General features: G+C 62.9%; 20 protein-coding genes. 7 read left to right on the top strand and 13 right to left on the bottom strand.

Going from position 1 to position 24054, the window contains the following annotated elements; genetic code table 11:
* The first annotated feature begins 5 nt into the window (after positions 1-5).
* Positions 6-1109, top strand: coding sequence for a porin (locus tag FNZ07_RS25825; RefSeq protein WP_091014484.1), 1104 nt, complete (start codon positions 6-8; stop codon positions 1107-1109).
* 162 nt (positions 1110-1271) lie between these two features.
* Here FNZ07_RS25825 and FNZ07_RS25830 read toward each other — a convergent pair whose 3' ends face one another.
* The gene (locus tag FNZ07_RS25830; protein ID WP_091014486.1) at positions 1272-2504 is read right to left on the bottom strand and encodes an aromatic ring-hydroxylating oxygenase subunit alpha; all 1233 of its coding nucleotides are present in this window, start codon (positions 2502-2504) and stop codon (positions 1272-1274) included.
* A gap of 384 nt (positions 2505-2888) precedes the next feature.
* Between FNZ07_RS25830 and FNZ07_RS25835 the strand changes: the two genes are divergently transcribed.
* The gene (locus FNZ07_RS25835; RefSeq protein ID WP_091014488.1) at positions 2889-3416 is read left to right on the top strand and encodes a GNAT family N-acetyltransferase; all 528 of its coding nucleotides are present in this window, start codon (positions 2889-2891) and stop codon (positions 3414-3416) included.
* 22 nt (positions 3417-3438) lie between these two features.
* Here FNZ07_RS25835 and hydA read toward each other — a convergent pair whose 3' ends face one another.
* The 5 genes from hydA to FNZ07_RS25860 all read right to left on the bottom strand — a co-directional run bounded on the left by hydA (position 3439) and on the right by FNZ07_RS25860 (position 10692).
* Positions 3439-4905 carry a dihydropyrimidinase gene (hydA, locus tag FNZ07_RS25840; protein ID WP_091014490.1) on the bottom strand — a complete coding sequence of 489 codons (1467 nt, stop codon included), beginning with the start codon at positions 4903-4905 and terminating at the stop codon, positions 3439-3441.
* 27 nt (positions 4906-4932) lie between these two features.
* A complete protein-coding gene (locus FNZ07_RS25845; RefSeq protein ID WP_091014493.1) occupies positions 4933-6444 on the bottom strand; it encodes an NCS1 family nucleobase:cation symporter-1 in 1512 nt (503 codons plus the stop codon).
* Between the two features lie 56 nt (positions 6445-6500).
* Positions 6501-7808, bottom strand: coding sequence for an NAD-dependent dihydropyrimidine dehydrogenase subunit PreA (gene preA / locus FNZ07_RS25850; RefSeq protein WP_091014496.1), 1308 nt, complete (start codon positions 7806-7808; stop codon positions 6501-6503).
* A 93-nt stretch (positions 7809-7901) separates the two neighbouring features.
* Positions 7902-9275, bottom strand: coding sequence for an NAD(P)-dependent oxidoreductase (locus FNZ07_RS25855; protein ID WP_091014498.1), 1374 nt, complete (start codon positions 9273-9275; stop codon positions 7902-7904).
* 151 nt (positions 9276-9426) lie between these two features.
* Positions 9427-10692, bottom strand: a complete 1266-nt coding sequence (locus FNZ07_RS25860) for a Zn-dependent hydrolase (protein ID WP_091014500.1) — start codon at positions 10690-10692, stop codon at positions 9427-9429.
* 431 nt (positions 10693-11123) lie between these two features.
* On the opposite strand from FNZ07_RS25860, the gene FNZ07_RS25865 reads away from it, so the two are divergent.
* The gene (locus FNZ07_RS25865) at positions 11124-11852 is read left to right on the top strand and encodes a TetR/AcrR family transcriptional regulator (RefSeq protein ID WP_091014502.1); all 729 of its coding nucleotides are present in this window, start codon (positions 11124-11126) and stop codon (positions 11850-11852) included.
* 14 nt (positions 11853-11866) lie between these two features.
* Here the strand turns inward: FNZ07_RS25865 and FNZ07_RS25870 are convergent, their stop codons facing one another.
* The 3 genes from FNZ07_RS25870 to FNZ07_RS25880 all read right to left on the bottom strand — a co-directional run bounded on the left by FNZ07_RS25870 (position 11867) and on the right by FNZ07_RS25880 (position 14603).
* Positions 11867-13453: a Na+/H+ antiporter gene (locus FNZ07_RS25870; RefSeq protein WP_091014504.1), complete on the bottom strand. Its 1587-nt coding sequence runs from the start codon at positions 13451-13453 to the stop codon at positions 11867-11869.
* Between the two features lie 88 nt (positions 13454-13541).
* Complete coding sequence (locus tag FNZ07_RS25875; protein ID WP_091014505.1) at positions 13542-14168, bottom strand: TetR/AcrR family transcriptional regulator; 627 nt, start codon at positions 14166-14168, stop codon at positions 13542-13544.
* Positions 14169-14219: 51 nt separating this feature from the next.
* Complete coding sequence (locus tag FNZ07_RS25880; protein WP_091014507.1) at positions 14220-14603, bottom strand: DUF488 domain-containing protein; 384 nt, start codon at positions 14601-14603, stop codon at positions 14220-14222.
* Positions 14604-14857: 254 nt separating this feature from the next.
* Here FNZ07_RS25880 and FNZ07_RS25885 point away from each other — a divergent pair, with 254 nt between their 5' ends.
* From FNZ07_RS25885 to FNZ07_RS25895, 3 genes are all read left to right on the top strand, one after another.
* Entirely contained in the window at positions 14858-15895 is a 1038-nt protein-coding gene (locus tag FNZ07_RS25885; RefSeq protein WP_091014509.1) for a bifunctional nicotinamide-nucleotide adenylyltransferase/Nudix hydroxylase, read from the top strand.
* Between the two features lie 59 nt (positions 15896-15954).
* Positions 15955-17388, top strand: coding sequence for a nicotinate phosphoribosyltransferase (locus FNZ07_RS25890; RefSeq protein WP_091014512.1), 1434 nt, complete (start codon positions 15955-15957; stop codon positions 17386-17388).
* Between the two features lie 92 nt (positions 17389-17480).
* Positions 17481-18104, top strand: coding sequence for a LysE/ArgO family amino acid transporter (locus tag FNZ07_RS25895; protein WP_091014514.1), 624 nt, complete (start codon positions 17481-17483; stop codon positions 18102-18104).
* Between the two features lie 31 nt (positions 18105-18135).
* Here the strand turns inward: FNZ07_RS25895 and FNZ07_RS25900 are convergent, their stop codons facing one another.
* The 3 genes from FNZ07_RS25900 to FNZ07_RS25910 form a co-directional block, all read right to left on the bottom strand.
* Positions 18136-18774 (bottom strand): VC0807 family protein, encoded by a 639-nt coding sequence (locus FNZ07_RS25900; protein ID WP_091014516.1) that lies wholly within the window; start codon positions 18772-18774, stop codon positions 18136-18138.
* Positions 18775-18865: 91 nt separating this feature from the next.
* Positions 18866-20182: an MFS transporter gene (locus FNZ07_RS25905; protein WP_091014518.1), complete on the bottom strand. Its 1317-nt coding sequence runs from the start codon at positions 20180-20182 to the stop codon at positions 18866-18868.
* A gap of 57 nt (positions 20183-20239) precedes the next feature.
* Positions 20240-21631, bottom strand: coding sequence for an amidase (locus tag FNZ07_RS25910; RefSeq protein WP_091014521.1), 1392 nt, complete (start codon positions 21629-21631; stop codon positions 20240-20242).
* A 269-nt stretch (positions 21632-21900) separates the two neighbouring features.
* Between FNZ07_RS25910 and FNZ07_RS25915 the strand changes: the two genes are divergently transcribed.
* Positions 21901-22614 carry an autoinducer binding domain-containing protein gene (locus FNZ07_RS25915; protein ID WP_091014523.1) on the top strand — a complete coding sequence of 238 codons (714 nt, stop codon included), beginning with the start codon at positions 21901-21903 and terminating at the stop codon, positions 22612-22614.
* Positions 22615-22636: 22 nt separating this feature from the next.
* Here FNZ07_RS25915 and FNZ07_RS25920 read toward each other — a convergent pair whose 3' ends face one another.
* The gene (locus FNZ07_RS25920) at positions 22637-23803 is read right to left on the bottom strand and encodes a glycosyl hydrolase family 28-related protein (RefSeq protein ID WP_091014526.1); all 1167 of its coding nucleotides are present in this window, start codon (positions 23801-23803) and stop codon (positions 22637-22639) included.
* Between the last annotated feature and the right edge of the window lie 251 nt (positions 23804-24054).

Consider the following 24054-nt stretch of genomic DNA (forward strand, 5'->3'; position numbering starts at 1 on the left):
ACACGATGAAGAAGATGCTTGTTTGCAGTGCGTTGTTCGCCGCGTGCGCCGCTCAGACGGCGCACGCGCAGAGCAGCGTGACGATGTACGGGATCATCGACGCGGGGCTCACGTATTTCAGCAACCTGAACGGCCACTCGGCGTTCGTCGCAAACGACGGCTCGATCCAGTCGAACCGTTGGGGGCTGACTGGCACTGAAGATCTCGGCGGCGGAACGCGAGCGATCTTCACACTCGAAAACGGCTTCAACCTGTACAGCGGCACGATGGTGCAGTCGGGCGTGCTGTTTAGCCGCCAGGCCTGGCTCGGTCTCGCCGACAACCGGCGCGGTACGCTGACGTTCGGCAAACAGTACGACTTCTTCTGGGACAACCTCACGCAGTTCGCAATGGGCCAGTATGCGGGCCAGTACTCGTGGCACCCCGGCGACTTCGATCACCTCGCGGGCACGCTGCACATCAACAACGCGGTGAAGTATCGCTCGCCGAGCTTCTACGGCTTCACGGTGGGAGCGCTGTATGCGTTTCCGTCGCAGTCGATATCGGCGGGTACCGGGCGCGTGATGGCGTTCGGTGCCCGCTACGACAACGGTCCGTTGCATATCGGCCTCGCGTACACCAATACCCACGACATGGGGCTGAACGCCCCGACTCAGGCCGGCACGACCTTGTTTGCGGACCTGCCAGCTGGACCTACCCTCGTGACGAACATGAGCACGTTCGGTGCGGGCGCGAGCTATACCTACGGCATCTCGCTCACACGCATCCTGTTCACGGACACCCACTTCCGGGTTCGCGACGACAACGGCTCGATGCCGACTTACGAAATCAACGAAGTGCTGCAGCTCACGCCCACCACTACGGTTCTTGCAGGCTACTGGTACAGCAAGCTCGAGGACCAGCGCTGGCAGAACGCTACGCTGCTGCTCGACTACGCGCTGTCGAAGCGCACCGATATCTATACGAGCGCGACCTATCTGCGCGCGTCGGGCGGCGCGGCGCCGGTGTTTCTCGGCGGTGGGGCGGCGCCGGTGTTCGTCAATGGTACGTATGTGGGAACCGGCAATTCATCGACCGCGGTGCGCATCGGGGTTCGCACGCGGTTTTGAGCGGAGCGTAGCGGAGGGTCTTGCTGGCGAGATGATCGCAGCGCACGGGGTCGTCGTGCGCTGCGATAATTACTTCATGTGACTTTGAGCAGGTGCAGCAGGTGGGCTCTTGCGGGTTCGGCCCTTGTGGTTCGCCTAGTTCGCCTACCCCACCTACTCCGCTTATTCGTCGCTGCCTTGCAGGACTTCGGTTGCTGCCGCAGCTGTGCGCAGAACCGGCCTCGCACCCGCCTCATGCTGGGTTTGCGTGACGACCTCGATCGGAATGCGCCGATGGTACGGCCCGGTCGGCGCAGCAGCGCGTTCCGCTGCGCCGCTTTCGCGCAGCAGCGAACGTAGTTCGTTAATCACCGGAAAGACTTCGTGATTCCAGTCGGCGCCCTGGCGATCGTGCGCTTCCTGCTCGCGCTCGACGATCCAGCGGTCTTCCTTGAAGATGCGTTCGGTGAACCACACCAGCAACGGCCACGCGATATCGAGCAACACGCCGACACCCGGCCGGCGTATCGACAGCAACCCGAACGTGCGATTCGTGCGCTGTTCGGCATCGAGCGGCACATAGACGATCCACAGATCCATCACGACCGTCTTCGACGAATTAACGATGCGCAGCGTCTGGTACGGATACTCGGTGCGAATCGTCATCACGTCCTTGTCGTTGCCCGACGCGCCCTGCCGGCTCTGACCGAAGATGATCGCCTCGCCGACGGGCTGCTGGCCTTCCATCCGCGCGAACGTGTAATCGACTTCGACCCAGCCCTCGCCGCGCCGACGCCCGAGCGAGCGCGCGCGCATCTGCCCCATCTGCTTGCGATGCAGGAACTGATGGTTCATGTCCATCAGGTTCTCGTGCATGAACGAGTAGTGGCACGCGACTTCGCGGCCGAAGCGTCGTGTCTTGTACTTGGGGTCGCTTGCGGCGTTCATTACGGGAAGCGCAACGGTTTCGGCCAACGCGGCGTTGCCGGGAAAAACGAAGATCAGGCCTTCCACTTCGCGGCACGGATACGAGCGCACGCCGTTCGGCAGACGCTCGCGCCCGAGGTAGGGGACGTCGATACAGCGGCCGGTGCAGTCGTAGGTCCAGCCGTGATAGCAGCAGCGAATCGATTCACCGTCGACCACACCGCCGTGCAGCGGCACCTGGCGGTGCGCGCAGCGGTCTTCGAGTGCAAACACGGCGCCGGATTCGGTGCGCACGAGCACGATCGGTTCGCCCGCGAAGCGCACGCCATGCGCCTTGCCGCGCTTGACCTCACGCGACCAGGCGAGCGGATACCAGAAATCGGGGTGGATATCGACCCGGCGCAGATCGCGCTCGAGGGCTTCCGGCGCTTCGGGGACTTCAGGGGCAGAACCGACTGCACTGCCTTCCAGCGGGGGAACTGCATGCACGGGTAATGCCTCCTTGCACGACGGGGAGTTGGGTTGGCCGAAGCCACAAACGGAACGTCGACATCGCCGCACAGTTTACTCGAACCTTGCGACGCCATGGGCCTGGTGTCTACACCGGGTTTCGGCCGGCATTTAACGCAATATGGGCAGCGTAAAGTTGTCGGCAGAAGATGAGTCGACAGGTCGATGGGCAACGGTTGCGACGCGAGCGTTGCCACAGGCGGCATTGCGACGCATCATGGTCGGCAACGTGCCAGCAATTTCTGGACCTGCAACGGCCGATTTGCATTCCTGCCCTCGCGTATCGCAGCGCAAGCGTGTGGATGTCCTGCGCGGTCGATGTCGCCCTGCGCACGAACGCAATCGATAGCTCCGGACCCGCTCATGGAAAGACAAACCGCCCGGCTGCGCCTCAGAAAACCGTCGCTCGACGACGCCGCCACCGTACTCGCGATCTTCGGCGATCCGGCCACCAGCCGTTTCAATCCGGCCGGGCCGATGCGCGATATCGGCGCGGCGCGGGCGCGTCTCGAAGCATGGATTGCGCACTGGGACGAGTATGGATTCGGCTACTGGGCCATTCATGAAACCGACGTGCCCGACACGGTGATCGGGTTTGGCGGTTTGCTCTGGCGCCCGTTGCGCGGTTACACGGGGCGGCTGCAACTCGGTTATCGCTTCGCCACGGGCGCCTGGGGTCGCGGCCTCGCCACCGAGTTCGCGCAGGACGCAATCGACTTCGCCCATCGCAAGGTATCCGCCGACGTGCTGGCCGTCGTCTCGCCGGGCAACGCCGCATCGATACGCGTGCTCGAAAAAGCCGGCATGCGCCGGATCGGCGAGATAGACGACATCAGCGGACAGCCGCCGAGCCTCGTCTTCAAGGCGGCCCGCGTGGCTGCGTCACGATAGGCGACGCAGCCGCACAGCGATTTCACCCCGCTTGCCGCTCACGCACCACCGGCTCGACTTCCTTACGCCGGTTCGCGACACGCACCGCGTCGAAATACGCCGGGTTCGGCGGACGCTTCAGATAGCGGCCCGCACCGCGCTGCGCACGCAGATCGCCGTCGGCCCACGCGAGTTCGCCGCGCGTCACGGTGTGCGTGGCGAGCCCCTGCACCTGCATCCCTTCGAACACATTGAAGTCGACGTTCTGGTGATGCGTCTTGACCGAGATCGCCTTCGTCGCCTGCGGGTCCCACACGACGATGTCCGCGTCCGAGCCCTCCTCGATCGCTCCTTTGCGCGGATACAGGTTGAAGATCTGCGCGGCGTTCGTCGACGTCACGCGGACGAACTCATTCGGTGTCAGGCGACCTGCGTTGACGCCGTGATGCCAGAGCACCGACATGCGGTCTTCTACGCCACCGCAACCGTTCGGAATCCGCGTGAAATCGTCGCGCCCCATCGCCTTCTGCGATGCGCAGAACACGCAGTGATCGGTGGCCGTCGTGTGCAGGTGGCCGGCCTGCAAGCCATGCCACAACGCATCGCGATGCTCCTTCGAGCGAAACGGCGGGCTCATCACGTGGGCTGCCGCGCGGGTCCAGTCTGGATCGCGATACACCGCTTCGTCGATCACCAGATGGCCGGCGAGCACTTCGCCGAACACGCGATGCCCTTCGCTGCGCGCGCGCACGATTGCATCGAGCGCATCTTTCGCCGACACGTGCACGATATAGACCGGCACGCCAAGCACCTGCGCAATGCGAATTGCACGATTCGCCGCTTCGCCTTCGACTTCCGGCGGTCGCGACAACGGATGCGCCTCCGGCCCGGTAAAACCACGCGCAAGCAGTTCGTTCTGCAGGCGGAAGACGAGCTCGCCGTTTTCGGCATGAACGGTCGGCAGCGCACCGAGTTCGAGCGCACGCGCGAAACTGTTCACGAGGATGCCGTCGTCGGCCATGATCGCGTTCTTGTACGCCATGAAGTGCTTGAAGCTCGACACGCCATGTTCGTGCACGAGCGTGCCCATGTCTCGATGCACCGACTCGTCCCACCACGTCACCGCAACGTGAAAACCGTAGTCGGCCGCGGCTTTCTCCGCCCAGCCGCGCCACTCGTTGAACGCGGCCATCAGCGGCTGGCGCGGCGACGGAATCACGAAATCGATGATGCTCGTCGTGCCGCCCGAAAGACCCGCGGCCGTGCCGGTATAAAAGTCGTCGCTGGCCTTCGTGCCCATGAACGGCAACTCCATGTGCGTGTGCGGATCGATACCGCCCGGCATCACGTACTGGCCGCCCGCATCGATCACCGTGGCACCCGCGGGTGCCGCGAGGTCGGGACCGATCTGCGCGATCGTGCCGCCTGCCGCACTGCCGTGACACAGGACGTCTGCGCGCCACGTGCGGTTGGCGTCCACCACGGTGCCGCCGCGAATGAGGATTGCCATGTTGCTGTCTCCTGGTTCCTGTTTCATTTACGCACGCGCAATGCGCGTGCTCCCTCTGCCAGCGAACTTCATCCAGAAGCCGTACACCAGTGCTGCCAGCGCAAGCCCGACGAACCATGCATACGTATAGAGGCTTTTGAACGCATCGGGCACATTCGGAAACGCCGCCGGAAACGCGGTGTTCAGAAAACCCGGCAGATTCGGCAGTACGCCGATCACGAGCGCGGCTACAGCTGCGATGTTCCAGCCGCCCACATACGCATACTCGCCGTGCTCGTCGAACAGTTCGCGATGATCGAGCCGCGTACCGCGAATCAGGAAGTAATCGACCATCATGATGCCGGCCACCGGTCCGAGCAGCGCGGAGTAACCGACCAGCCAAGTGAAAATGTAGCCCTGCGTGGTGGCGAGGATCTTCCACGGCATCATCACGATCGCGATCGTCGCGGTGATCATCCCGCCCGTGCGATACGAAATGCCCTTCGGCCACAGGCTCGAAAAATCGTAGGCCGGACCGACCAGGTTGGCCGCGAGATTGCAGCACATCGTATCGAGCGTCAGGATGATCAGCGCGAGGCCGACACCGATACCGGTCATGCGGCTCGTCAGGTCGATCGGGTCCCAGATCGCCTTGCCGTAGATCACCACAGTCGCCGACGTGACCACCACCGAGATCACCGACAGCAGCGCCATCGGCAGCGGCAAGCCGATCGCCTGGCCAACCATCTGGTCCCGCTGTGTTTTAGCGAAGCGCGTGAAGTCCGGAATATTCAGCGCGAGCGTCGCCCAGAACCCGACCATTGCGGTGAGGCTCGGCCAGAAGGTGGCCCAGAACATCCCGGCCTTCTTGCCGTCGGCGACGAACTGCGACGGTGTCGACAGCATCGAGCCGACGCCGCCCGCCTTCGAAGTCGCCCACCACACGAGCGCGATACACATCACGACCTTGATCGGCGCAGACCAGCTTTCGAGCCAGCGGATCGAGTCAGTACCGTTGACGATGAAATAGATCTGCAGCGCCCAGAACGCGAGAAAGCACGCGGCCTGCCCGATCGAGATGTCGATCAAAGGGAGTGCTGCGCCCTGCAATGCGTTGCCGGTCAGAATGTTGAGCAGCGTATAGATCGCGCTACCGCCAAGCCACGTCTGGATACCGTACCAGCCACACGCGACGATCGCCCGCAACAACGCCGGTAGTTTTGCTCCCTGCGTGCCGAACGACGAACGCACCAGCACCGCGTAGGGAATGCCGTGCTTCGCGCCTGCGTGACCGATCAGCAGCATCGGCACGAGCACGATCAGGTTGCCGAGCAGCACCGTCGCCACGGCCTGCCATGGCGACATACCCTGCTCGGTCAAACCCGAGGCCAGCATGTACGACGCGATGTTCATCACCATGCCGACCCACAGCGCCGCGAAGTGATACCAGCGCCACGTGCGTTGCGCGCTGCCGGTCGGCGCGAGGTCGTCGTTGTAGAGCGCACTGCTGTGAACGTCTGCCTGCAGCGGCGAAGCGCCGGTTCCCGCGGACTGATTCATTGAAAGTTCTCCAATCGTCGAAAGGCTGGCGCGTCGTCGTCGCGATGCGTCCAGAGTCAGGCTGCGTGCGCTGCGATCGTCTGACCATCCGGGCTGCCATCGGCAACGACGCGCGCCGGGTTGTTCGGATGCGTGGTCCAGTTCGAAGACGCGCCCGAGTCGACGCGCTCCATCGTGATGCAGCCGTCAACCGGGCATACATGCATGCATAAATTGCACCCGACGCAGTGTTCGTCGACGACTTCGAAGTGCCGCACGCCATCCTTCTCGGCCAGGATCGCCTGGTGGGCCGTGTCTTCGCAGGCGATATGGCACAGCCCGCACTGGATGCAACGGTCCTGATCGATGCGTGCCTTGATGTCGTACTGCAGGTTCAGGTATTTCCAGTCGGTGACATTCGGTACCGCGCGGCCACGGATGTCATCGAGTGTCGCGTAGCCTTTTTCGTCCATCCAGTTCGCGAGACCGTCGACGAGATCGGACACGATGCGAAAGCCGTAATGCATCGCGGCCGTGCAAACCTGCACGCTACCGGCGCCGAGTACGATGAATTCCGCGGCATCGCGCCACGTCGTAATTCCGCCGATGCCGGAAATGGGCAGGTTAGGTGTCTCCGCATCGCGGGCGATTTCAGCGACCATGTTCAGCGCAATCGGCTTGACCGCCGGGCCGCAGTAGCCACCGTGCGTGCCCTTGCCGTCGACGGTCGGCATCGGTGCCATCTGGTCGAGATCGACGGCGACGATCGAATTGATCGTGTTGATCAACGACACGCCATCCGCGCCGCCCTTGAAAGCAGCCCGCGAACCGAGCCGGATGTCGCTGATATTCGGCGTGAGCTTCACGAGGCACGGCAGCCGCGTTCCCTCCTTCACCCAGCGCGTCACCATCTCCACATACTCGGGCACCTGACCCACCGCGGCGCCCATGCCGCGCTCGCTCATCCCGTGCGGGCAACCGAAGTTCAGTTCCACGGCATCGGCGCCGGTGTCCTCGACGAGCGGCAGAATCCATTTCCAGTCGCGCTCGTTGCACGGCACCATCAGCGAGACGATCATCGCGCGATCCGGCCAGTCGCGTTTCACCTGCGCGATCTCGCGCAGGTTCACGTCGAGCGGGCGGTCAGTGATCAGTTCGATGTTGTTCAACCCGGCGATGCGCTGGCCGTTCCACTGCACCGCGCCGTAGCGCGAACTCACGTTGACCACGTGCGGGTCGAGACCGAGCGTCTTCCATACCACGCCGCCCCAGCCCGCTTCGAAGGCGCGGTTGACGTTGTAGGCCTTGTCGGTGGGCGGCGCGGAGGCGAGCCAGAAAGGATTCGGCGAGGTGATGCCGGCTATCGTGCAGCGAAGATCGGCCATATTCGGCTCCGTGGGGAAAGCTTTTTTATATCGGCAACCGGTGCACGCCGCGATGTCTGGCGATCCGTTGCACCGTCCTGCTCTGGAACCACCTTAAGCTGCGCGAGCCGCCGTGCGCGCAAACATCCGGTCGATCGACGCGGCCGCGAGCTTGCCGTCCTGCACCGCCTGCACGGTCAGGTCGAGCCCGGTGGCCGCGCAATCGCCGCCCGCCCATACGTCCGGCAACGAGGTTCTGCGCTCCTGGTCCACCGAAATACGCGTACCGTCGAGCGTCAGAATGTCCGCGCTCAGTTCCGACACGATGAGCGTCTGGCCAATCGCCTTCAGCACCATGTCGGCGGCGACGATGAAGCGTTCGCCTGTACCTGTGCCTGTTCCCGTGAGTGCGCCTGCGTCGCTACCGGTCAATTCGAACTCGACTGCTGTCACACCTGCACCGTTGCCGAGCACACGCACCGGCCGGGCGTTGACGATTAATGCCACGCCCTGGGTCTGCGCGAATTCGCGTTCGGCCCACGTTGCGCTCATCGTGTCGACGCCGCGCCGGTACACCATCGTCACGCTCTGCGCACCGAGCTTGCGGCTCTGCACCGCGGCATCGACGGCCGTGTTACCGCCGCCGATCACGACGACGCGACGGCCTACCGGCAGCGTCGCAAGATCGTCGGCCTGGCGCAGCCGCGCGATGAAATCGACCGCGTCGTACACGCCGGCAAAACGCTCGCCTTCGATCTGCAGCGCCCTCACCCCGGCGAGACCGATTGCGATAAACACCGCATCGTATTGCTTGCGCAACTCCGCCAGATGCAGCTCGCGACCGAGCGCATGACCGCCGCGCCATTCGATGCCACCGATCGACAGCAGCCACGCCACCTCGCGCTGCGCGAAATCGTCCACGGTCTTGTACGCAGCGATGCCGTATTCGTTCAGGCCACCCGCTTTCTCATGCGCATCGAACAGCGTCACGCTGTGCCCGGCCAGCGCCAGACGATGCGCGCAGGCAAGCCCTGCCGGACCGGCACCGACCACCGCAACGCGGCGACCGGTCTGCGCCGCGCGGTGGAACAGCGATACGCCGCTTGCCATGGCCCAGTCGGTGGCGTGGCGTTGCAGCGCACCGATCGCAACCGGATCGCCGTCTTGATGATTACGCACACAGGCTCCTTCGCACAGGATCTCGGTCGGGCACACGCGCGCGCACATGCCACCGAGTGGATTTGCAGAGAGAATGTCGCTCGCGGCGCCCTTCAGGTTGCCGTTGCCGATCTTGCGGATGAAGCTGGGAATGTCGATCTGCGTCGGGCAAGCCTGGACGCACGGCGCGTCATAGCAGTAGTGACAGCGACTGGCCGCGACGGCAGCCGCCTGTGCATCGAGCAGCGGCGCGACGTCGCTGAACTGGCAGGCCAACTGGTCGGCGGGCAGACGGCCGGCGGCGATGTCGCCGGTTTCCTTGATAGCCATGCACACTCCGTTTCGTAAAAGAGAGGCGAATGAAAATCGCCGGCCTTGCAGTACGAGGACCGGCTTGTCCGACAAGGGTTGCTCACAATCTTTTATTTCTCACGCGGCGCAATGGGACCCACCTCGCGACCGCGCGCTCACCACACCATCACTACGCCGGTTCGCGTGCGCGTTCCAGCATCGCGTGCAGCAGCACGTTCGCGCCGGCCTCGATCCATTCGAGCGTCGCGTCCTCGATTTCGTTGTGACTGATGCCGTCGACACACGGCACGAATACCATCGATGTGGGCGCAACCTTCGACAGGTAGCACGCGTCGTGACCTGCGCCCGACACGATGTCGCGATTCGGATAGCCGAAGCGCTCCGCCGCGTTGCGCACGGATTTCACGCAGGCGGCATCGAAGGCGATCGGCGCGTAATAGAAGATCTGTTCGAGCTGCGTTTCGAGGCCGATGACGCCCGCGATCTTCGCGACGCCTTCGCGCAGTTCCGCATCCATCTGCGCGAGCACGGCGTCTTCCGGATGACGGAAGTCGACGGTGAAAAACACCCGGCCGGGAATTACGTTGCGCGAATTCGGATGGACCTGCATCATGCCGACCGTCGCACAGGCGAGCGGCGCGTGGTTCAGACCGATCCGGTTCACCAGATCCACCACGCGCGCCGCACCGAGCAGCGCATCGCGGCGGCGCGGCATCGGCGTCGGGCCCGCATGCGCTTCCTGTCCGGTCAGCACGATTTCGTACCAGCGCTGACCCTGTGCATCGGTCACGACGCCGATGGTCTTGTGTTCGGCTTCGAGTATCGGCCCCTGCTCGATATGCAGTTCGAACGCGGCGTGAATCGGGCGACCGCCGCACGGCACGTCACCCGCATAACCGATGCGCTGCAGTTCCTCGCCGATCGTCTTGCCATCGACGTCCTTGCGCGAAAGCCCGTAGTCGAGCGTGAATACTCCGGCGAATACCCCCGAGGCGACCATGGCCGGCGCGAAGCGCGAGCCTTCTTCGTTGGTCCAGATCACGACTTCTACGGGACGTTCAGTTTCGATGCCGCGATCGTTCAGGCTGCGGATCACTTCAAGCCCGCCAAGCACGCCGTAGATACCGTCGAAGCGCCCACCTGTGGGTTGCGAGTCCGCATGCGAACCGGTGATCACCGGCGTTGCGTTAGCGTCGCGCCCCGCGCGGCGCATGAACACATTGCCCATCTGATCGACCGTGACCGTGCAGCCCGCCTCTTTGGCCCAGCTCACGATCAGGTCGCGCCCTTCGCGGTCGAGATCGGTCAGCGCGAGGCGGCACACACCGCCTTTGGGCGTAGCACCGATCTTCGCCACCGTCATCAGGCTGTCCCACAGACGCTGGCCGTTCACATTGATCGATACGTCCAGCGCGGCTTCGGTTACTGCGTTCATCGCATGCACTCCTCATCCGGATCGGGCGATCCGTATTGAAGGCCGCCGTGCGTCGCACGACGGGTGGGGATGACGGACGCTTCTACAGCGTCTTCCTTGTTCCATGATTCGACCTGTGCGCGAGTGCGCGCAACCAGTGCATCCGTGACGGGCTTTGGGGCTGCGCGCCCGTAGCCGGTGCAACGATGCAAACCCTGCTTTCGCTTCTCTGCTGTTGCTGCTCTAATCCTGTCCGAATGGACAGGTTTTATACGATTAACGCCTATATTTCAATGACTTCTTTGTGAGCGAAAAGTATGCCATTGCGATATAGCAGAAACCCTGGGTAGTGTGCGAGGTCATCGCGCGAGGCAAACGTGCAGCGCGGCAATGTGGCTACAATGAGGCGCTACCGAGGCGCGATCAGGCGACCCGCCGAACGAGAACCGACAATGAAAAGCGACGACACGCCCGCCGTGGCGACCGAACCCGAAGCCAGCACGCCGCCGAGGCGACGCAAGGCACACATCCGTCACAGCAACGAAGCGCATCTGCTCGCATGTGCGGAAGCGGTTTTCGCGGAACGCGGTCTCGACGGCGCGAGCACTGCGATGATCGCGGAGCGCGCAGGGCTGCCCAAAGCCAACCTGCACTACTACTTCCCGACCAAGCTCGACCTGTACCGGCGCGTGCTCGAAGATGTGTTCGAAGAATGGCATCGTGCGGCCGATACGTTCGAGAGCAGCGACGATCCCGCCGACGCGATTGCCGGCTACGTGCGCGCGAAGATGGCGCTATCGCGCCGGCGACCGCTCGGTTCGAAGGTGTGGGCGAACGAGATCATCCATGGTGCGACGCACATGCAGGACATCCTCACGGATCGCGTGAAGCCGTGGATGGAAACCCGCATCACGATGATCGACGACTGGATCGAACGCGGCCTGCTTGCGCGCGTCGATGCGCGGACGTTTCTGTTTACGATCTGGGCGCTGACGCAGCACTTCGCCGATTTCGACGCACAGATCCAGGCACTGGCGGGCAAGCGCGCGCTGTCGAAGAAAGCGTTCGAGGCGACGACTGAAGAAGTCGTCGCGCTCGTGCTGCGGGCGTGCGGGGCGAGTCCGGTGGATGCGGGTGATGCGTCGGGCGCAGTGGCAGATTCAGGCACGCGCCGCGACTGACGCGACAATCGACGCTAACCGCGCGCATGCCGCGCGGCCACCTCCTGCAAGTCCAGATCGTGTTCGAGCGTATGCAGCATTTCATCGTGCACGATGCCCGCTCGATGCATACGCAACAGTTCCGCGCGACCGGCGGCAACCGCCGCCAGCACCACATCGTAGTGCGCACTGCGCGCCTCGGAGGGATACGCCTCTTCGTCCCGGTGCTCAGCGGTAATGCGCGCGCGATAGCTGTACTGCTCGAGCAACCGCGGGTGAATCACGGTGCCGTCCGGTGCGTGCACGAGCGGCAGGATCGCAGCGAGCTGCGCGGCTTCGAGCCGCGCCCATGCCCCCGTTTCCGTCAGATGATGCGAGGCTCGCGCGTCGCCGCCCGTGAGACCGACGAGGCGAATCAACGGACCGATCGTCGTACCCTGCAACAACACGGTCACGAGAATGACCGCGAATGCGGCCACCAGAATCAGATCGCGGCCCGGCATCGCTTCCGGCAGCGACAACGCAATGGCGAGCGTCACGACCCCGCGCATGCCGGCCCAGCTCACGACCGTCGCCGCACGCCATTCGAAGGCACGCGGGACGCGCCGTACGATGCGCGGCAACAGCGCGCGCAACGCATCGACGCCGAACACCCAGACGAAGCGCGACACGACGACAGCGCCGAGTACCGCGCCGACCGCGGGCGCAAAAGCGGCCATCACGTCGCCGATCCCGCCCAGGCGCACCATCACGCCGCGCAGCGACAGCCCGATCAACACGAACACCAGCGCTTCGAGCAGAAACACGATGACCTGCCAGAATGCGGTGCCACGCGTGCGCACTGCCGCCGAGAACACTTCGTGCTGATGCCAGCCGAGCACCATCCCGCAGGTCACGGTGGCGATGACACCGGATACCCCGGCCAGATCGCCCGTGATATAGCTGCACCATCCCGCCATCACCGATGCAATGATGATGAGGTAATCGTCGTCGAGTACTCGCACGAGTAGCACGACCAGCATCCCGACAATCCATCCGACCGCGACGCCGCCCACCGCGAGCGTCGCGAAACTCAGCGTCGCGTGCTCGATGCTGAACACGCCGGTCAGCGCTGCGGCGACCGCGAAACGAAACAGCACGAGCCCGGCTGCGTCGTTGAGCAGGCTCTCGCCTTCGAGCAGCACCATCAACTGGCGCGGCAACGCGACCCGTTCGAGCACGGCCTTGGCGGCGACCGCATCGGGCGGCGAAACGATCGCCCCGAGCGCAAAGCATGCCGCCCACGGCAAGCCAGGTGCGGCCCAGTGCGCGACGACGCCGACCGCGAACGTCGTAAACGCCACGGCACCGACTGCGAGCAGCAGGATGCCGCTCAGGTTGCGCTTGAAATCGTCCCATACGGAGAAGTACGCGCCGTCCATCAGCAGTGGCGGCAGGAACACGATCAGGACGAGATCCGGATCGAGGTTCACCGGCGGCAGGCCGGGTATAAACGCCATCGCAGCGCCGCCGACCAGTAGCGCGGCGGCGGGCGGCAGACGCAGGCGCTTCGCGACGAGTTCGAGAACGATGATCGCAATCAACGACAGCAACACCAGCTTGAATGCCAGTACAGAAGACATGAAAGCGCCTGTTAGAAAAGAAAGATCGTATGCGGTCGCGTTAGGTCGTATTCGTCATTGCAGCGCGGTGGCCACGCACGATGCCCGTTCAACGCCCAATCTCCGCCATGCCCACCAGATAGCCGCGCACCGCGATCCACACGCGCTCGCGCAGCGACTGCGCATCGGTTTCCATGCGCTCGCCGGCGACATCGTTGATGCCGTGTGCAAGCGCGAGCACGTCCTGCGCTGCGGTTTCGCGATCCGTAATGGCCGGCGCATCGGGTCGACCGAGCGCTTCGACGATCACCCGATGCAGTTGCTGCGCCACATGCAGGTTGCGGTCGCCGAGCGGCAAACGACGTTCCTCGAAATCGATCACGCGAGCGAGCGCCGGTCGGCGCATCTGATGCGCAATCGCCGCGTCGATCAGGGCGCCGAGCACTGCCGCGCAGGTCGGCTCGGCAGCTGCACTGCGGGCCTGTTCGAGCAACGTGCCGGTCTCGCGCTCGATCAACGCCGCGGTCAACGCATCGCGATTCGGGAAGTACTGATACAGCGAACCGATGCTGACGCCCGCGCGCTCGGCCACCGCGTTGGTCGTGTAGCCGCTGGGGCCTTGCGTCTCCAGAATGCGGGCGGCGGCTTCGACGATCGCGTCGACGGTTGCCGCGGCGCGGCGCTGCAGCGGCGCCTTGCGGGGCGAGAGCGGGTTTTCTGGAGGCTTTGGCGTCATGGTCGGATGCGGGATTTGAATATCACGGCAGGTGCGTAACGATCTTGTACATCACACGATCGACGCGCCCCGCTCCGCCAGCATCTGGCGAAGAACGCCGCGATGGCAGTGATCTTCGTGCTCGCAGTAACAACCGATCGAGAAATGTGCGGTGTGCGAGAGTACCGCAAGCAGGTCCAGCACCTTGCCGGCGTCGCCTTCCATCTCCGTGCGGAATTTGCGCGTGAAGGCTTTCCAGGCGGCGGCGTCCTCCGCCGCTTTCGCGTCGGCCACCAATGACGGGCTGGGCGAGAGGATCGGTAGCCAGACGTCGTAGTAGTTGCGCGAACCGAACTCGCTTTTCGGCACGCCGCGTGGCGGCCGCCGCACGGTGCCGATGCGTACGCCTTCTGCCGGGGCGCGTGGCGAACCTAACCGGACGATGCTGATGCTCATACGCTGGTTTCCTTGTGATCGGGAGATGCTCCGTCGCCGCCGGGCGATGGCCTATCGTGCGACAGTAGCCGGCTTTATGCGCGATCGCAATCCGCACACGTGCGCCGCATAGACGAGCATGTTCACGGATCTGTCAGAAAACCCTCTAAAGAGAAGGCTCTAAAGCGCACATTGACCATCCGCACATCGGCGCACTATCATGCCGATACGGCTAAAGGACAGACCTGCAGCCGCCAATCTCTTGAGGGAGCCTCATGAGCACGTTGTCCAGGCGCTTCGATGCGCTCGTTTTCATCGGTCGGTTTCAACCCCTGCATCGCGGTCACGTCGAAGTGCTGCGGCGCGCGTTGAGTCTCGCCACGCGAGTCTGCGTCTTGATCGGTTCGACCGATCGGCCGCGCACGATCAAAGATCCCTTTTCCTTCGACGAACGCCGTCAGATGATCACCTCGGTGCTCACGGACAGCGAACGCGAGCGCGTCATCATTTCGCCGGTGCAGGATTCGACCTACAACGATAGCGACTGGGTCCGCTGGGTACAGGATGCCGTCGCTACCGAACTCGGCGACGCGAGTAGCGCGAAAATCGGGCTGATCGGTCACGAGAAAGACGGCTCGTCGTACTACCTGCGGATGTTCCCGCAGTGGGAACTGGTCGAAGTCGACGCATCCGAAGACATCTCGGCAACGGAAGTACGCGAACAGTTGCTTGCGGAGCGCAGCAACAGTTTTGTTTCGTGGGCCGTGCCCGCACCGGTGTTCGAGTGGCTCGAACAGTTCCGCACCCAGCCCGAATTCGCGCAGCTGAAAGCGGAAGCGGAATTTATCGCCGCATATCGCAAGGCGTGGGCCGCGGCGCCCTACCCGGTCACTTTCGTCACCGTCGATGCGCTCGTCGTGCACTCGGGCCACATCCTGCTCGTGCGCCGCCGCAGCGAACCGGGACGCGGGCTATGGGCGCTGCCGGGCGGCTTCGTCAATCAGGACGAGCGACTCGAAACCGCGTGCGTTCGCGAATTGCGCGAAGAAACCGGCCTCAAGCTGCCGGAGCCCGTGATTCGCGGCTCGCTCAAAGACCGTCAGGTGTTCGATCACCCGCAGCGCTCGCTGCGTGGCCGCACGATCACGCATGCGTTCCTGTTCAGCTTTCCGGTCGGCGACCTGCCGCGCGTGAAGGGCGGCGACGATGCGGACAAGGCGCGCTGGGTACCGCTCAACGTGTTCGCGCGCATGCGCAACGTCATGTTCGAGGATCACTTCGACATCGCCTATCACTTTCTGGGGAAACTCTGATTCATTCACCCGCCGGGATAGACCCGGCGGTACATCAACGGCCTAGAGGAGCTCTAGCCATGCAAGCCACCACCGGCAGTCTCGCGTCGATCCTGTCCAATCCGATCCTCAACACGGATTCGTACAAGGCGTCCCACTTTCTTCAATACCCGCCCGAAGCGTCCGCGATGTTTTCGTACATCGAATCGCGCGGCGGACGATATGAGCGCACGCTGTTTTTCGGCCTGCAAATGCTGCTGAAAGAATATCTGTGCCGTCCGATCACGAACGAGATGATCGACGAAGCGAAGACCTTCTTCGCCGCGCACGGCGAACCGTTCAACGAAGCAGGCTGGCGCCACATCGTGAAGCAATACGATGGCTATCTGCCGGTGCGGATTCGGGCGGTCGCCGAAGGATCGGTGGTGCCGACGCATAACGTGCTCGTTACCGTCGAATGCGACGATCCGGCCGTGTTCTGGCTCGCGTCGTATCTCGAGACGATGCTGCTGCGCGTCTGGTATCCGGTCACCGTAGCGACGCAGAGCTGGCATCTGCGGCAAACGATCCGCGGTTTCCTCGCTAAAACCAGCGACGATCTTTCGCAACTGCCATTCAAGCTGCACGACTTCGGCGCGCGTGGTGTGTCGAGTGCGGAGTCGGCGGCGATCGGCGGCGCGGCGCATCTGGTTAGCTTCATGGGTTCGGATACGGTGCTCGGTGTGGTCGCCGCGAATCGCTACTACAACGAACCAATGGCCGCGTTCTCCGTGCCCGCTGCCGAGCACAGCACGATCACGTCGTGGGGCCGGCCGCGCGAGGTGGATGCGTATCGCAACATGCTGCGGCAGTTCGGCCGCGAAGGCACGATCGTCTCGGTCGTGTCCGACTCGTACGATCTGTTCGCCGCACTCGACATGTGGGGCACGCAGCTCAAGCAGGACGTGATCGAATCGGGTGCCACGCTCGTAATCCGCCCCGACTCCGGCGATCCGCTCACGATCGTGCTGGCCACCGTCCGCGCGCTCGATGCAACATTTGGCTCGACGCTAAACAGCAAGGCGCGGCGCGTGCTCAATCACGTTCGTGTGATCCAGGGCGACGGCGTCAACGCTACATCGATCGAAGCGATTCTCAGCGCGCTCGACGATGCCGGCTATGCCGCCGACAACCTCGTCTTCGGAATGGGCGGCGCGCTGTTGCAGCAGGTCGATCGCGACACGCAGCGCTTCGCGATGAAATGCTCCGCCGTCCGACTCGGTGATACGTGGCAAGGCGTCTACAAGGACCCCGTGACCGATGCGGGCAAGCGTTCGAAGAAGGGTCGGTTGACGCTATTGCGCCACCGCCGCACCGGCGAGTATCGGACCATTGAATTGCCGCTTGCGTGGGACGACAGGCGGATGGAGGACGACTGGGAAGACGCGCTTGTCACGGTGTTCGAAGCGGGCCGGCTGCTCGTCGATACGACGTTTGCCGAGGTGCGCGCTCGTGCGCATGCGGACGAAGGCTGAGATCGCCTCAATTGCAATCGTCACAAACCGCCCCTATAGTGGCAAGCAACTTAACGGTTCCGGTCCAGCTTGAGAGGTTGTCGGCATGATTCATGTTAGACACCTCTGCTTTTGTCGAAGGACTGCTGCTTGGCGCCGGCCTGTTCACCTCGGTGGGTCCGAAAGACGCGTTCGTCATCAGACGTTCGCTGGCGGGCCGGCATCTACTGCTTATCGTGGCGGTCTGTGCGGGCAGTGATGCACTGCTGATCGCACTCGGTGCCGGCGGTTTCTCCGCACTACTCGCCCGCCATCCGCTCCTGCTCTCTGTCGCTCTATGGAGCGGCATCGGTTATCTCGTCTGCCATGGGTTGCTTGCGCTGCGCGCGGCTATTGCCGGCCACCATCATGCCGACGGCGACGCTACGCCCGCACGCAATGCATTTCTGCAAACGCTGATGGCCACGGCCGCTGTCTCGCTGCTCAATCCCTACGCGTGGGTCGATACCGTGCTCGTGGTCGGCTCGATTGCGGCGAGCAAGCCGGGGGGCGCTCGCTGGCCGTTCATGCTCGGTGCGATCGTCGCGTCGTTTGCCTGGTTCTGCGGTTTGACGAGCTTTTCGCACGCGTTTCGCCGGCTATTTTCTAGTGCTATCGCGTGGCGGGCACTCGATGCGTTTGTCGCCGTGATGATGTTCGGCATGGCCGTGCATCTGGCTACGGCACGTTTGCAGTAGCCCCGCGGTCAGTGCGCGCTCGTTGCACGGTCTAGTCGTCCAGTCCGCCCGCGCGCTGTTGCACGCTGTGCCGATACGATCGCCGCTGCCAGATCGTCCAGAGCATGAGCCCGCCAAAGACGACATACCGGATCAGCGCCGACGCGATCGCCGCGTGTTGCCGGTCGGTCCATGTCAATGCGACCCAGCTTCTCATGACGTTTTCGACGATCAGTCCAACGCCCCAGACGATCGTCATATGCCGGACCATTCCTGCCAGCTCGGGTCGCTCGCGCCAGCGCCGCTCGAAGCGGATCGCCCCGTTTGCACTTTCGCGCGCGAACGTCGAGCGTGCAAGGTAGTACACCATCGGCCGGGGTAGCAGCAGAGAAACCAGAAACGCCACGCCGATCATGCCCGACACCATCGGGTCGCCCGCGGCATGCATGGCCGGCCAGTCGACGAAGGCCATCACCAGCAGAGACAGCGCGATGCCCGCCAGCACGACCGCACTCAACGCATCGAAATGCCGCAGGCGCACCAGATCCCACGTGATCCACGCGAGTAGCGGCACCGCCGACGCGACCAGCGCGCCGACGTATCCCCAATGCGGAAACGCGAGGTGGTACGCAAGCCACGGCAAGACCAGGTTGACGCCCAGCGCGGACAGATAACGCAATGGGTTCTTCATAAGTCCCGTGTGCTGCTCTGGAAGACAACGTTAGCGTCGTGCCCGAAAGCCGTGCGGCACGTGTCGCTGCGAGTTCAACAACGCCGTTGCGTCAGATGCTTGCAGCACCGCGCCGGATCGGCGCAGTTTCGTTTGCCATCATCCCCGCTCCTATGCAGATCGCAGTCGTAACGAGCAAATACCCGGTCGGCGCCATCGGATTGCCGGTGGCCCCGATCAGCCACGTGATGATGCTTTGCGCCGTACCGCCGAACAGCGACACCGCAACGGCATAGACAATCGAAAAACCGGTCGAGCGAACTCGCGTCGGAAAACTCTCGGCGATCAGAATGATCAGTGCAGCACCGCTCATGCCATGCAGCGCGGAAAGCACCGCAAGCGTGATGAGAAATACCGCGGGTGTCGGTTGGGACACGATCAGGTGCAGTGCCGGAAAAATCAGCAGAAGCAGGAGCACGCGTGGCCAGATCAACACCGGTTTGCGTCCAATCGAATCGGAAAGACGCCCTCCCACGAGACACCCTGCTGCAAGCGTAGCGCCCGTCGTCAACGTCGCGAGCATCGCGATGCTGCCCGGCAAATGCAGTTCGGTCAGCGCAAACGTCGTCATGTAGTTGAGGAAGTACTGCGTAATCGTGCTGCCGAGCAGAATCAAAAGACCAATCACGATCGGGCGGCGATGCTGCGTATTCAGTTCGCGCAGGATCTCGCGTGTCGAAGCAGGTGCGCCGTGCGAGTCGATGGTGTCCGACAGGCGGCGGCGAATATAGATGCCGATAGGCAGCACCAGCAACCCGAACACGAAAGGCACACGCCACCCCCACGAATACAGTTGCGATTCCGATAGCAGCATCGTCAGCACAAATCCCGCGAGCCCGGCCGCGACCGCCGCGAACCCTTGAGTCGCAACCTGCCAGCAGGCGTACGTGCCGCGCCGCTCGATCGGTGCGGCCTCGAGCAGATAGGTGGTAGCGGGCCCCGCCTCACCGCCCCACGCGAGCCCTTGCACAAGCCGCGTACACACGAGCAGGATCGGCGCCGCCATACCAATCGATTCGTAACCAGGCAGCACGGCGATCGCGCCGGTGCCGACAGTCATCATCAGCAGCGTCAGCATCATGGCCGGCTTGCGACCCGCGCGATCCGCATAGGCGCCGATCAGTACCGCACCGAGCGGTCGCACGATAAAGCCGAGCCCGAACACCGAGACCGACAACAACAGGCTCATGAACGCGCTCTTGGTCGGGAAGAACGCGTGTCCGATCATCACGGCGAAAGTCGCGTAAGTGCCGAAGTCGAAGAATTCGACTGCGTTACCGAGCGCGACTGCGACCACGCTGCGACGCGCATCCGTGCGGGACGCCACGCTACCGGTTTCGGTCATCGCGGGTCGAAGCGTGTTTTCCATGGGCATCCTTCATCGGGAAACAACGACGCGGAACTTCGCTACACATCGGCAACGCGCTCAGGCGGGTGGCACGGGCCAGCGCGGCATTGCTCCGCGCCAGTTTTCGTATGCCTTGCCGATCTGCAGCACCAACCGGTCTGCGAAACGTGGGCCGACGATCTGAAGGCCGATTGGCATGTCGTTCGACGTGTACCCGCAGTTGATCGAGAGCGCCGGCTGTTCGCCCATGTTCCAGGGCAAGGTAAAGCCGATGTGCTCGAACGGACGTAGCGGATCGTTGATTGGGCTGGCCCATTCCGCGGGGAAACTGCTTATCGGGTTGACCGGTGACAAGATAGCGTCCACGTCCTGGAACGGCCGGGCCGCGGCGGCGCGAATCTCGAAGGTTCGATTGAAGCTGCGGATTGCCTCGACACCGGAAACGGCCGCGCCCTGTCCCGCCCATTCGAGTATGTACGGCAGTATTCGCGCGCGCCGATCTTCCGGCAGTTTTTCCAGATCGCCGAGCAACCGGGCCTGAAAAAAGCGGTCGATTCCGTCGAGCATCTCGCGATTGAGCACCGGCGCAACCGGAACGATCACGGCACCGTGTTGAGCAAACAACTCTGCGGCGGCTTGCACTGCCGCCACCACCTCGGCTTCGGGCGCGAGCCCGCAACCTGCCTCCAGCATCAGCCCGATGCGCATGCCACGAACGTCCGCCGCGTCGATTGTCCAGTCGATCGCTTCGTATGGCAGGCTGGTCGCATCGCGCGAGTCCGGGAGGGACAGGAATTGCATCAGCAGCGCGCAGTCGTCGATGGTCCGGGTCATCGGACCCGCGCAGCGCCCGATGTAATACGGGTCGATCGGGACGCGGCCATGCGATGGCTTCAATCCGACGAGACCGCACAATCCGGCCGGCAACCTGATCGAGCCGCCGATGTCGGTGCCGACGTGGAATGGTCCATAGCTCGCCGCTGCCGCAGCGGCGGCACCGCTGCTCGAGCCGCCCGGGTTCATCGTGAGTCGCCACGGGTTCCGTGTGAGTCCGTGCATGCTCGACATCCCCGACGTCAGCATGCCGTAATCCGGGTTGGTCGTTTTGCCGATCAAGACCGCGCCGGCTTCGCGCAAGCGCATCGCGATCGGCGCGTCTACCGTAGCAGGCGTTAACACCGTTGCAGCCGAGCCTTGCGGTACCGGATCGCCTTCAGTGGCAATCAGTTCCTTGATCGTTACCGGAATCCCATCTATTGGGCTAAGCGGTATGCCTGCTGCCCAGCGTTGCGTAGCAGCTGCCGCCTGAGTACGAACACGTTGCGGATCGAAGCGGTATAGCGCATTGATATGCGGCTCCCAGCACGCGATATGGCCAAGTAGCGCCTCGGCGTAGTCGGCCGGTGTCAGGCTGCGCTCGCTAAAGCGCTGGGCAAGCGCGACGGCCGTTAGATCGTATAACTCTGGCATGTTCTCGAACTCCGATCGGCATTTCTCCAGAAGTCTGCGCGATGTCTCTTTTCGTAGCAAGGCTCTCTTTTTATCGCCGTTATTCAATGCGAAGCCCCGTTTTTTAGTGCGCGGTATGGCGCGTTAATTACACCTGTAATCGTTCACTCCGAATTCCCGCTGCATCTGCAGATAGCAACTGGTAGAGTCGACAGCACGGTTGCCTCTACCCGTGTATCCCTGCGCGCATCTATCCGTTATCCGGCAAGCATAGATCGGGAATCTCACGCATGACCCTGCAACCATCGACATGGATCGATCTGTTCGCGAGGCTGGATGCTGCGGACAATAAAGATCAGGTCATCAAAATGCTCGACGAGATTGCCGTCAAACTCGGCTTTCGTTATTGGGCCTACGGCGTTAAAACAAGAAATTTGCCGGGCAGCCGCAGTGTCGAAGTGCTCGATAGTTATCCGTCTGGCTGGATGTCGCATTACCTGGCCGAGGAATACATCGAAATAGATTCATCGGTCTCGCTCGCCATGAAACGATCGACCACGATCTCATGGGCCGAGGCACGACCTGCTGGTGGCGACCGGCTATGGGACGATGCTGCGGATTTTGGCCTGAAACATGGGCTCGCCCATCCTTCGTGGGACCGGCTCGCCATGTTTGGTTTGCTCACCGTTGCACGGGAATCGGATCCCGTTAGCGCTGCCGAATTCGCCTCGGTCTCGCCCTATCTGGCGTGGGTCAGCAGTCTCATCCGTGCCCGGCTAAACAGGCCCGGACGCCGGCACGCCCCTATCGACACCAGGCTCTCCTCGCGCGAACTGGAAGTGCTCAAGTGGACCGCGCTCGGCAAGACAGCCGCCGAAGTCGCGTTGATCATCGGCGTGGGCACGCGGACGGTGAACTTTCACATCGGCAATATCCTTGCAAAACTCGATGTGACGAATAAGGTTCAGGCAGTGATTCGGGCCACGGTTTTAGGCATTCTTTGATTGGCGACGAGATCGTGCCAGCTTAAGAACCGTTATGGGAACCATCTCCTGTTCCGGGCTGATAGCTGGTGATCGAGTAACGGTCGACGAGATTCGTCGCCGGTGTGAAGCCAAACACCGACGCTTCCGAACCGCTCGTACTGTTGCCCCAGATGTTCATACCGGCACCGCTCTGGCTCAATGAACCGCCAGGGTTCATGACGTCTACGGCGTCGCCTTTGGCATTCACGATGAGATTGTTCGAGACTGTGTCGTTCGAGCCGTTCATGGTCCTGCTGTTCGAATCGGTGCCGACCACGATACCCATCCATTGAGAGCCGTCCGTGACTGAGTTCTCGATCGTATCGCCAGTCGAACCCATCAGGGCAAATCCGCGCCCGTAGGCATTCGCCAGCGCGAAGTCGTGGCTGAATACGTTGCCGGAATCCTGCCTGCTATCGAAGGTATATGAATCGTCCGAGAACGAATCGTCGCCGGCCTGATAGACCTCGTTACTCGCGACGAAGTTGTTCAAGGAGCCGTTCATCAACGCAATACCATCCGCATTGGTTCCTTCGACGAGATTGCTGCTGATCGTCGCCCCTGTCGCGCCGTCGAGGCGAATGCCATTCGACGCAGCGCCTAGCGTCGTGACGTAGCTGACGCCATCGTTCGATCCGGTTACGTCGATCGCCGCGGCATCGGGCTGCGAGCTACGATCGAGCGCCCGCGTGGAAGTCTCGATGTTCGCTAGCGTCGAATTGCTGCCGAGCTTGATCGCTTCCTCGTCGGGATTGGTCGCGCGCAATACCGTCTGGCTCCCCGCGCCCGTTACGTTCACACCGTTTAGCGACAACGTCCCGCTGTGGTTATACGTGCCGGCAGGAATGTAGACCGATTGATGCGATGACGCCGCTGCATTGAAGGCGTTCTGCAACGCACCCGTATTGTCGGTGTTCCCATCGCCCACTGCGCCATAGCTCGCGACGTTGATCGAACCTGAAGGCTGTGAGATCGGCGTGCCAGTTTGCGCACCGGGTGTGCTGCTCGAAGCACTCGACGCGGCTTTCTGCACCGCGACATTGGAAGACGCATTAGCCGCGGACAACGCGGTCGATCTGGTCGACGAACCAGGCCCGTCACCGCTGCAGCCCACACATGCCCACAGCATAAGTGCCGTCGATACGACACGCATCAGTTCGATTCTCATGTCACGCCTCCTCGATGATGCTCAGAAGCTTAGGAACCCGACATTAAGAAAAGCACATTCGCGTCATAGGTCAATCGATTTCGTCATGGACCTGACAACCATGCCAGTTCACCGCTCGACCGGAATTCCCGATCATGGCTCGTCGTTCATCGCACACCGAAAATCAAAAAAATGGAGGGACGCCATGCATATTTCATAGCACCGATATCCATTTCACATACCGCCGGATACGAGTCAGCCTTCATTGATCG

It is taken from the genome of Paraburkholderia megapolitana, assembly GCF_007556815.1.
In the GTDB taxonomy this organism is placed as follows: Bacteria; Pseudomonadota; Gammaproteobacteria; order Burkholderiales; family Burkholderiaceae; genus Paraburkholderia; species Paraburkholderia megapolitana.

What these genes read in the sequence shown, in the direction of transcription:
- hydA (WP_091014490.1), bottom strand. Translation starts at nt 4,905, where the DNA reads ATGGCAATCCTCATTCGCGGCGGCACCGTGGTGGACGCCAACCGCACG.
- FNZ07_RS25835 (WP_091014488.1), top strand. Translation starts at nt 2,889, where the DNA reads ATGGAAAGACAAACCGCCCGGCTGCGCCTCAGAAAACCGTCGCTCGAC.
- FNZ07_RS25915 (WP_091014523.1), top strand. Translation starts at nt 21,901, where the DNA reads ATGACCCTGCAACCATCGACATGGATCGATCTGTTCGCGAGGCTGGAT.
- FNZ07_RS25865 (WP_091014502.1), top strand. Translation starts at nt 11,124, where the DNA reads ATGAAAAGCGACGACACGCCCGCCGTGGCGACCGAACCCGAAGCCAGC.
- FNZ07_RS25880 (WP_091014507.1), bottom strand. Translation starts at nt 14,603, where the DNA reads ATGAGCATCAGCATCGTCCGGTTAGGTTCGCCACGCGCCCCGGCAGAA.
- FNZ07_RS25875 (WP_091014505.1), bottom strand. Translation starts at nt 14,168, where the DNA reads ATGACGCCAAAGCCTCCAGAAAACCCGCTCTCGCCCCGCAAGGCGCCG.
- FNZ07_RS25885 (WP_091014509.1), top strand. Translation starts at nt 14,858, where the DNA reads ATGAGCACGTTGTCCAGGCGCTTCGATGCGCTCGTTTTCATCGGTCGG.
- FNZ07_RS25870 (WP_091014504.1), bottom strand. Translation starts at nt 13,453, where the DNA reads ATGTCTTCTGTACTGGCATTCAAGCTGGTGTTGCTGTCGTTGATTGCG.
- FNZ07_RS25905 (WP_091014518.1), bottom strand. Translation starts at nt 20,182, where the DNA reads ATGGAAAACACGCTTCGACCCGCGATGACCGAAACCGGTAGCGTGGCG.
- FNZ07_RS25845 (WP_091014493.1), bottom strand. Translation starts at nt 6,444, where the DNA reads ATGAATCAGTCCGCGGGAACCGGCGCTTCGCCGCTGCAGGCAGACGTT.
- FNZ07_RS25895 (WP_091014514.1), top strand. Translation starts at nt 17,481, where the DNA reads ATGTTAGACACCTCTGCTTTTGTCGAAGGACTGCTGCTTGGCGCCGGC.
- FNZ07_RS25855 (WP_091014498.1), bottom strand. Translation starts at nt 9,275, where the DNA reads ATGGCTATCAAGGAAACCGGCGACATCGCCGCCGGCCGTCTGCCCGCC.
- FNZ07_RS25910 (WP_091014521.1), bottom strand. Translation starts at nt 21,631, where the DNA reads ATGCCAGAGTTATACGATCTAACGGCCGTCGCGCTTGCCCAGCGCTTT.
- FNZ07_RS25890 (WP_091014512.1), top strand. Translation starts at nt 15,955, where the DNA reads ATGCAAGCCACCACCGGCAGTCTCGCGTCGATCCTGTCCAATCCGATC.
- FNZ07_RS25860 (WP_091014500.1), bottom strand. Translation starts at nt 10,692, where the DNA reads ATGAACGCAGTAACCGAAGCCGCGCTGGACGTATCGATCAATGTGAAC.
- FNZ07_RS25920 (WP_091014526.1), bottom strand. Translation starts at nt 23,803, where the DNA reads ATGAGAATCGAACTGATGCGTGTCGTATCGACGGCACTTATGCTGTGG.
- preA (WP_091014496.1), bottom strand. Translation starts at nt 7,808, where the DNA reads ATGGCCGATCTTCGCTGCACGATAGCCGGCATCACCTCGCCGAATCCT.
- FNZ07_RS25825 (WP_091014484.1), top strand. Translation starts at nt 6, where the DNA reads ATGAAGAAGATGCTTGTTTGCAGTGCGTTGTTCGCCGCGTGCGCCGCT.
- FNZ07_RS25900 (WP_091014516.1), bottom strand. Translation starts at nt 18,774, where the DNA reads ATGAAGAACCCATTGCGTTATCTGTCCGCGCTGGGCGTCAACCTGGTC.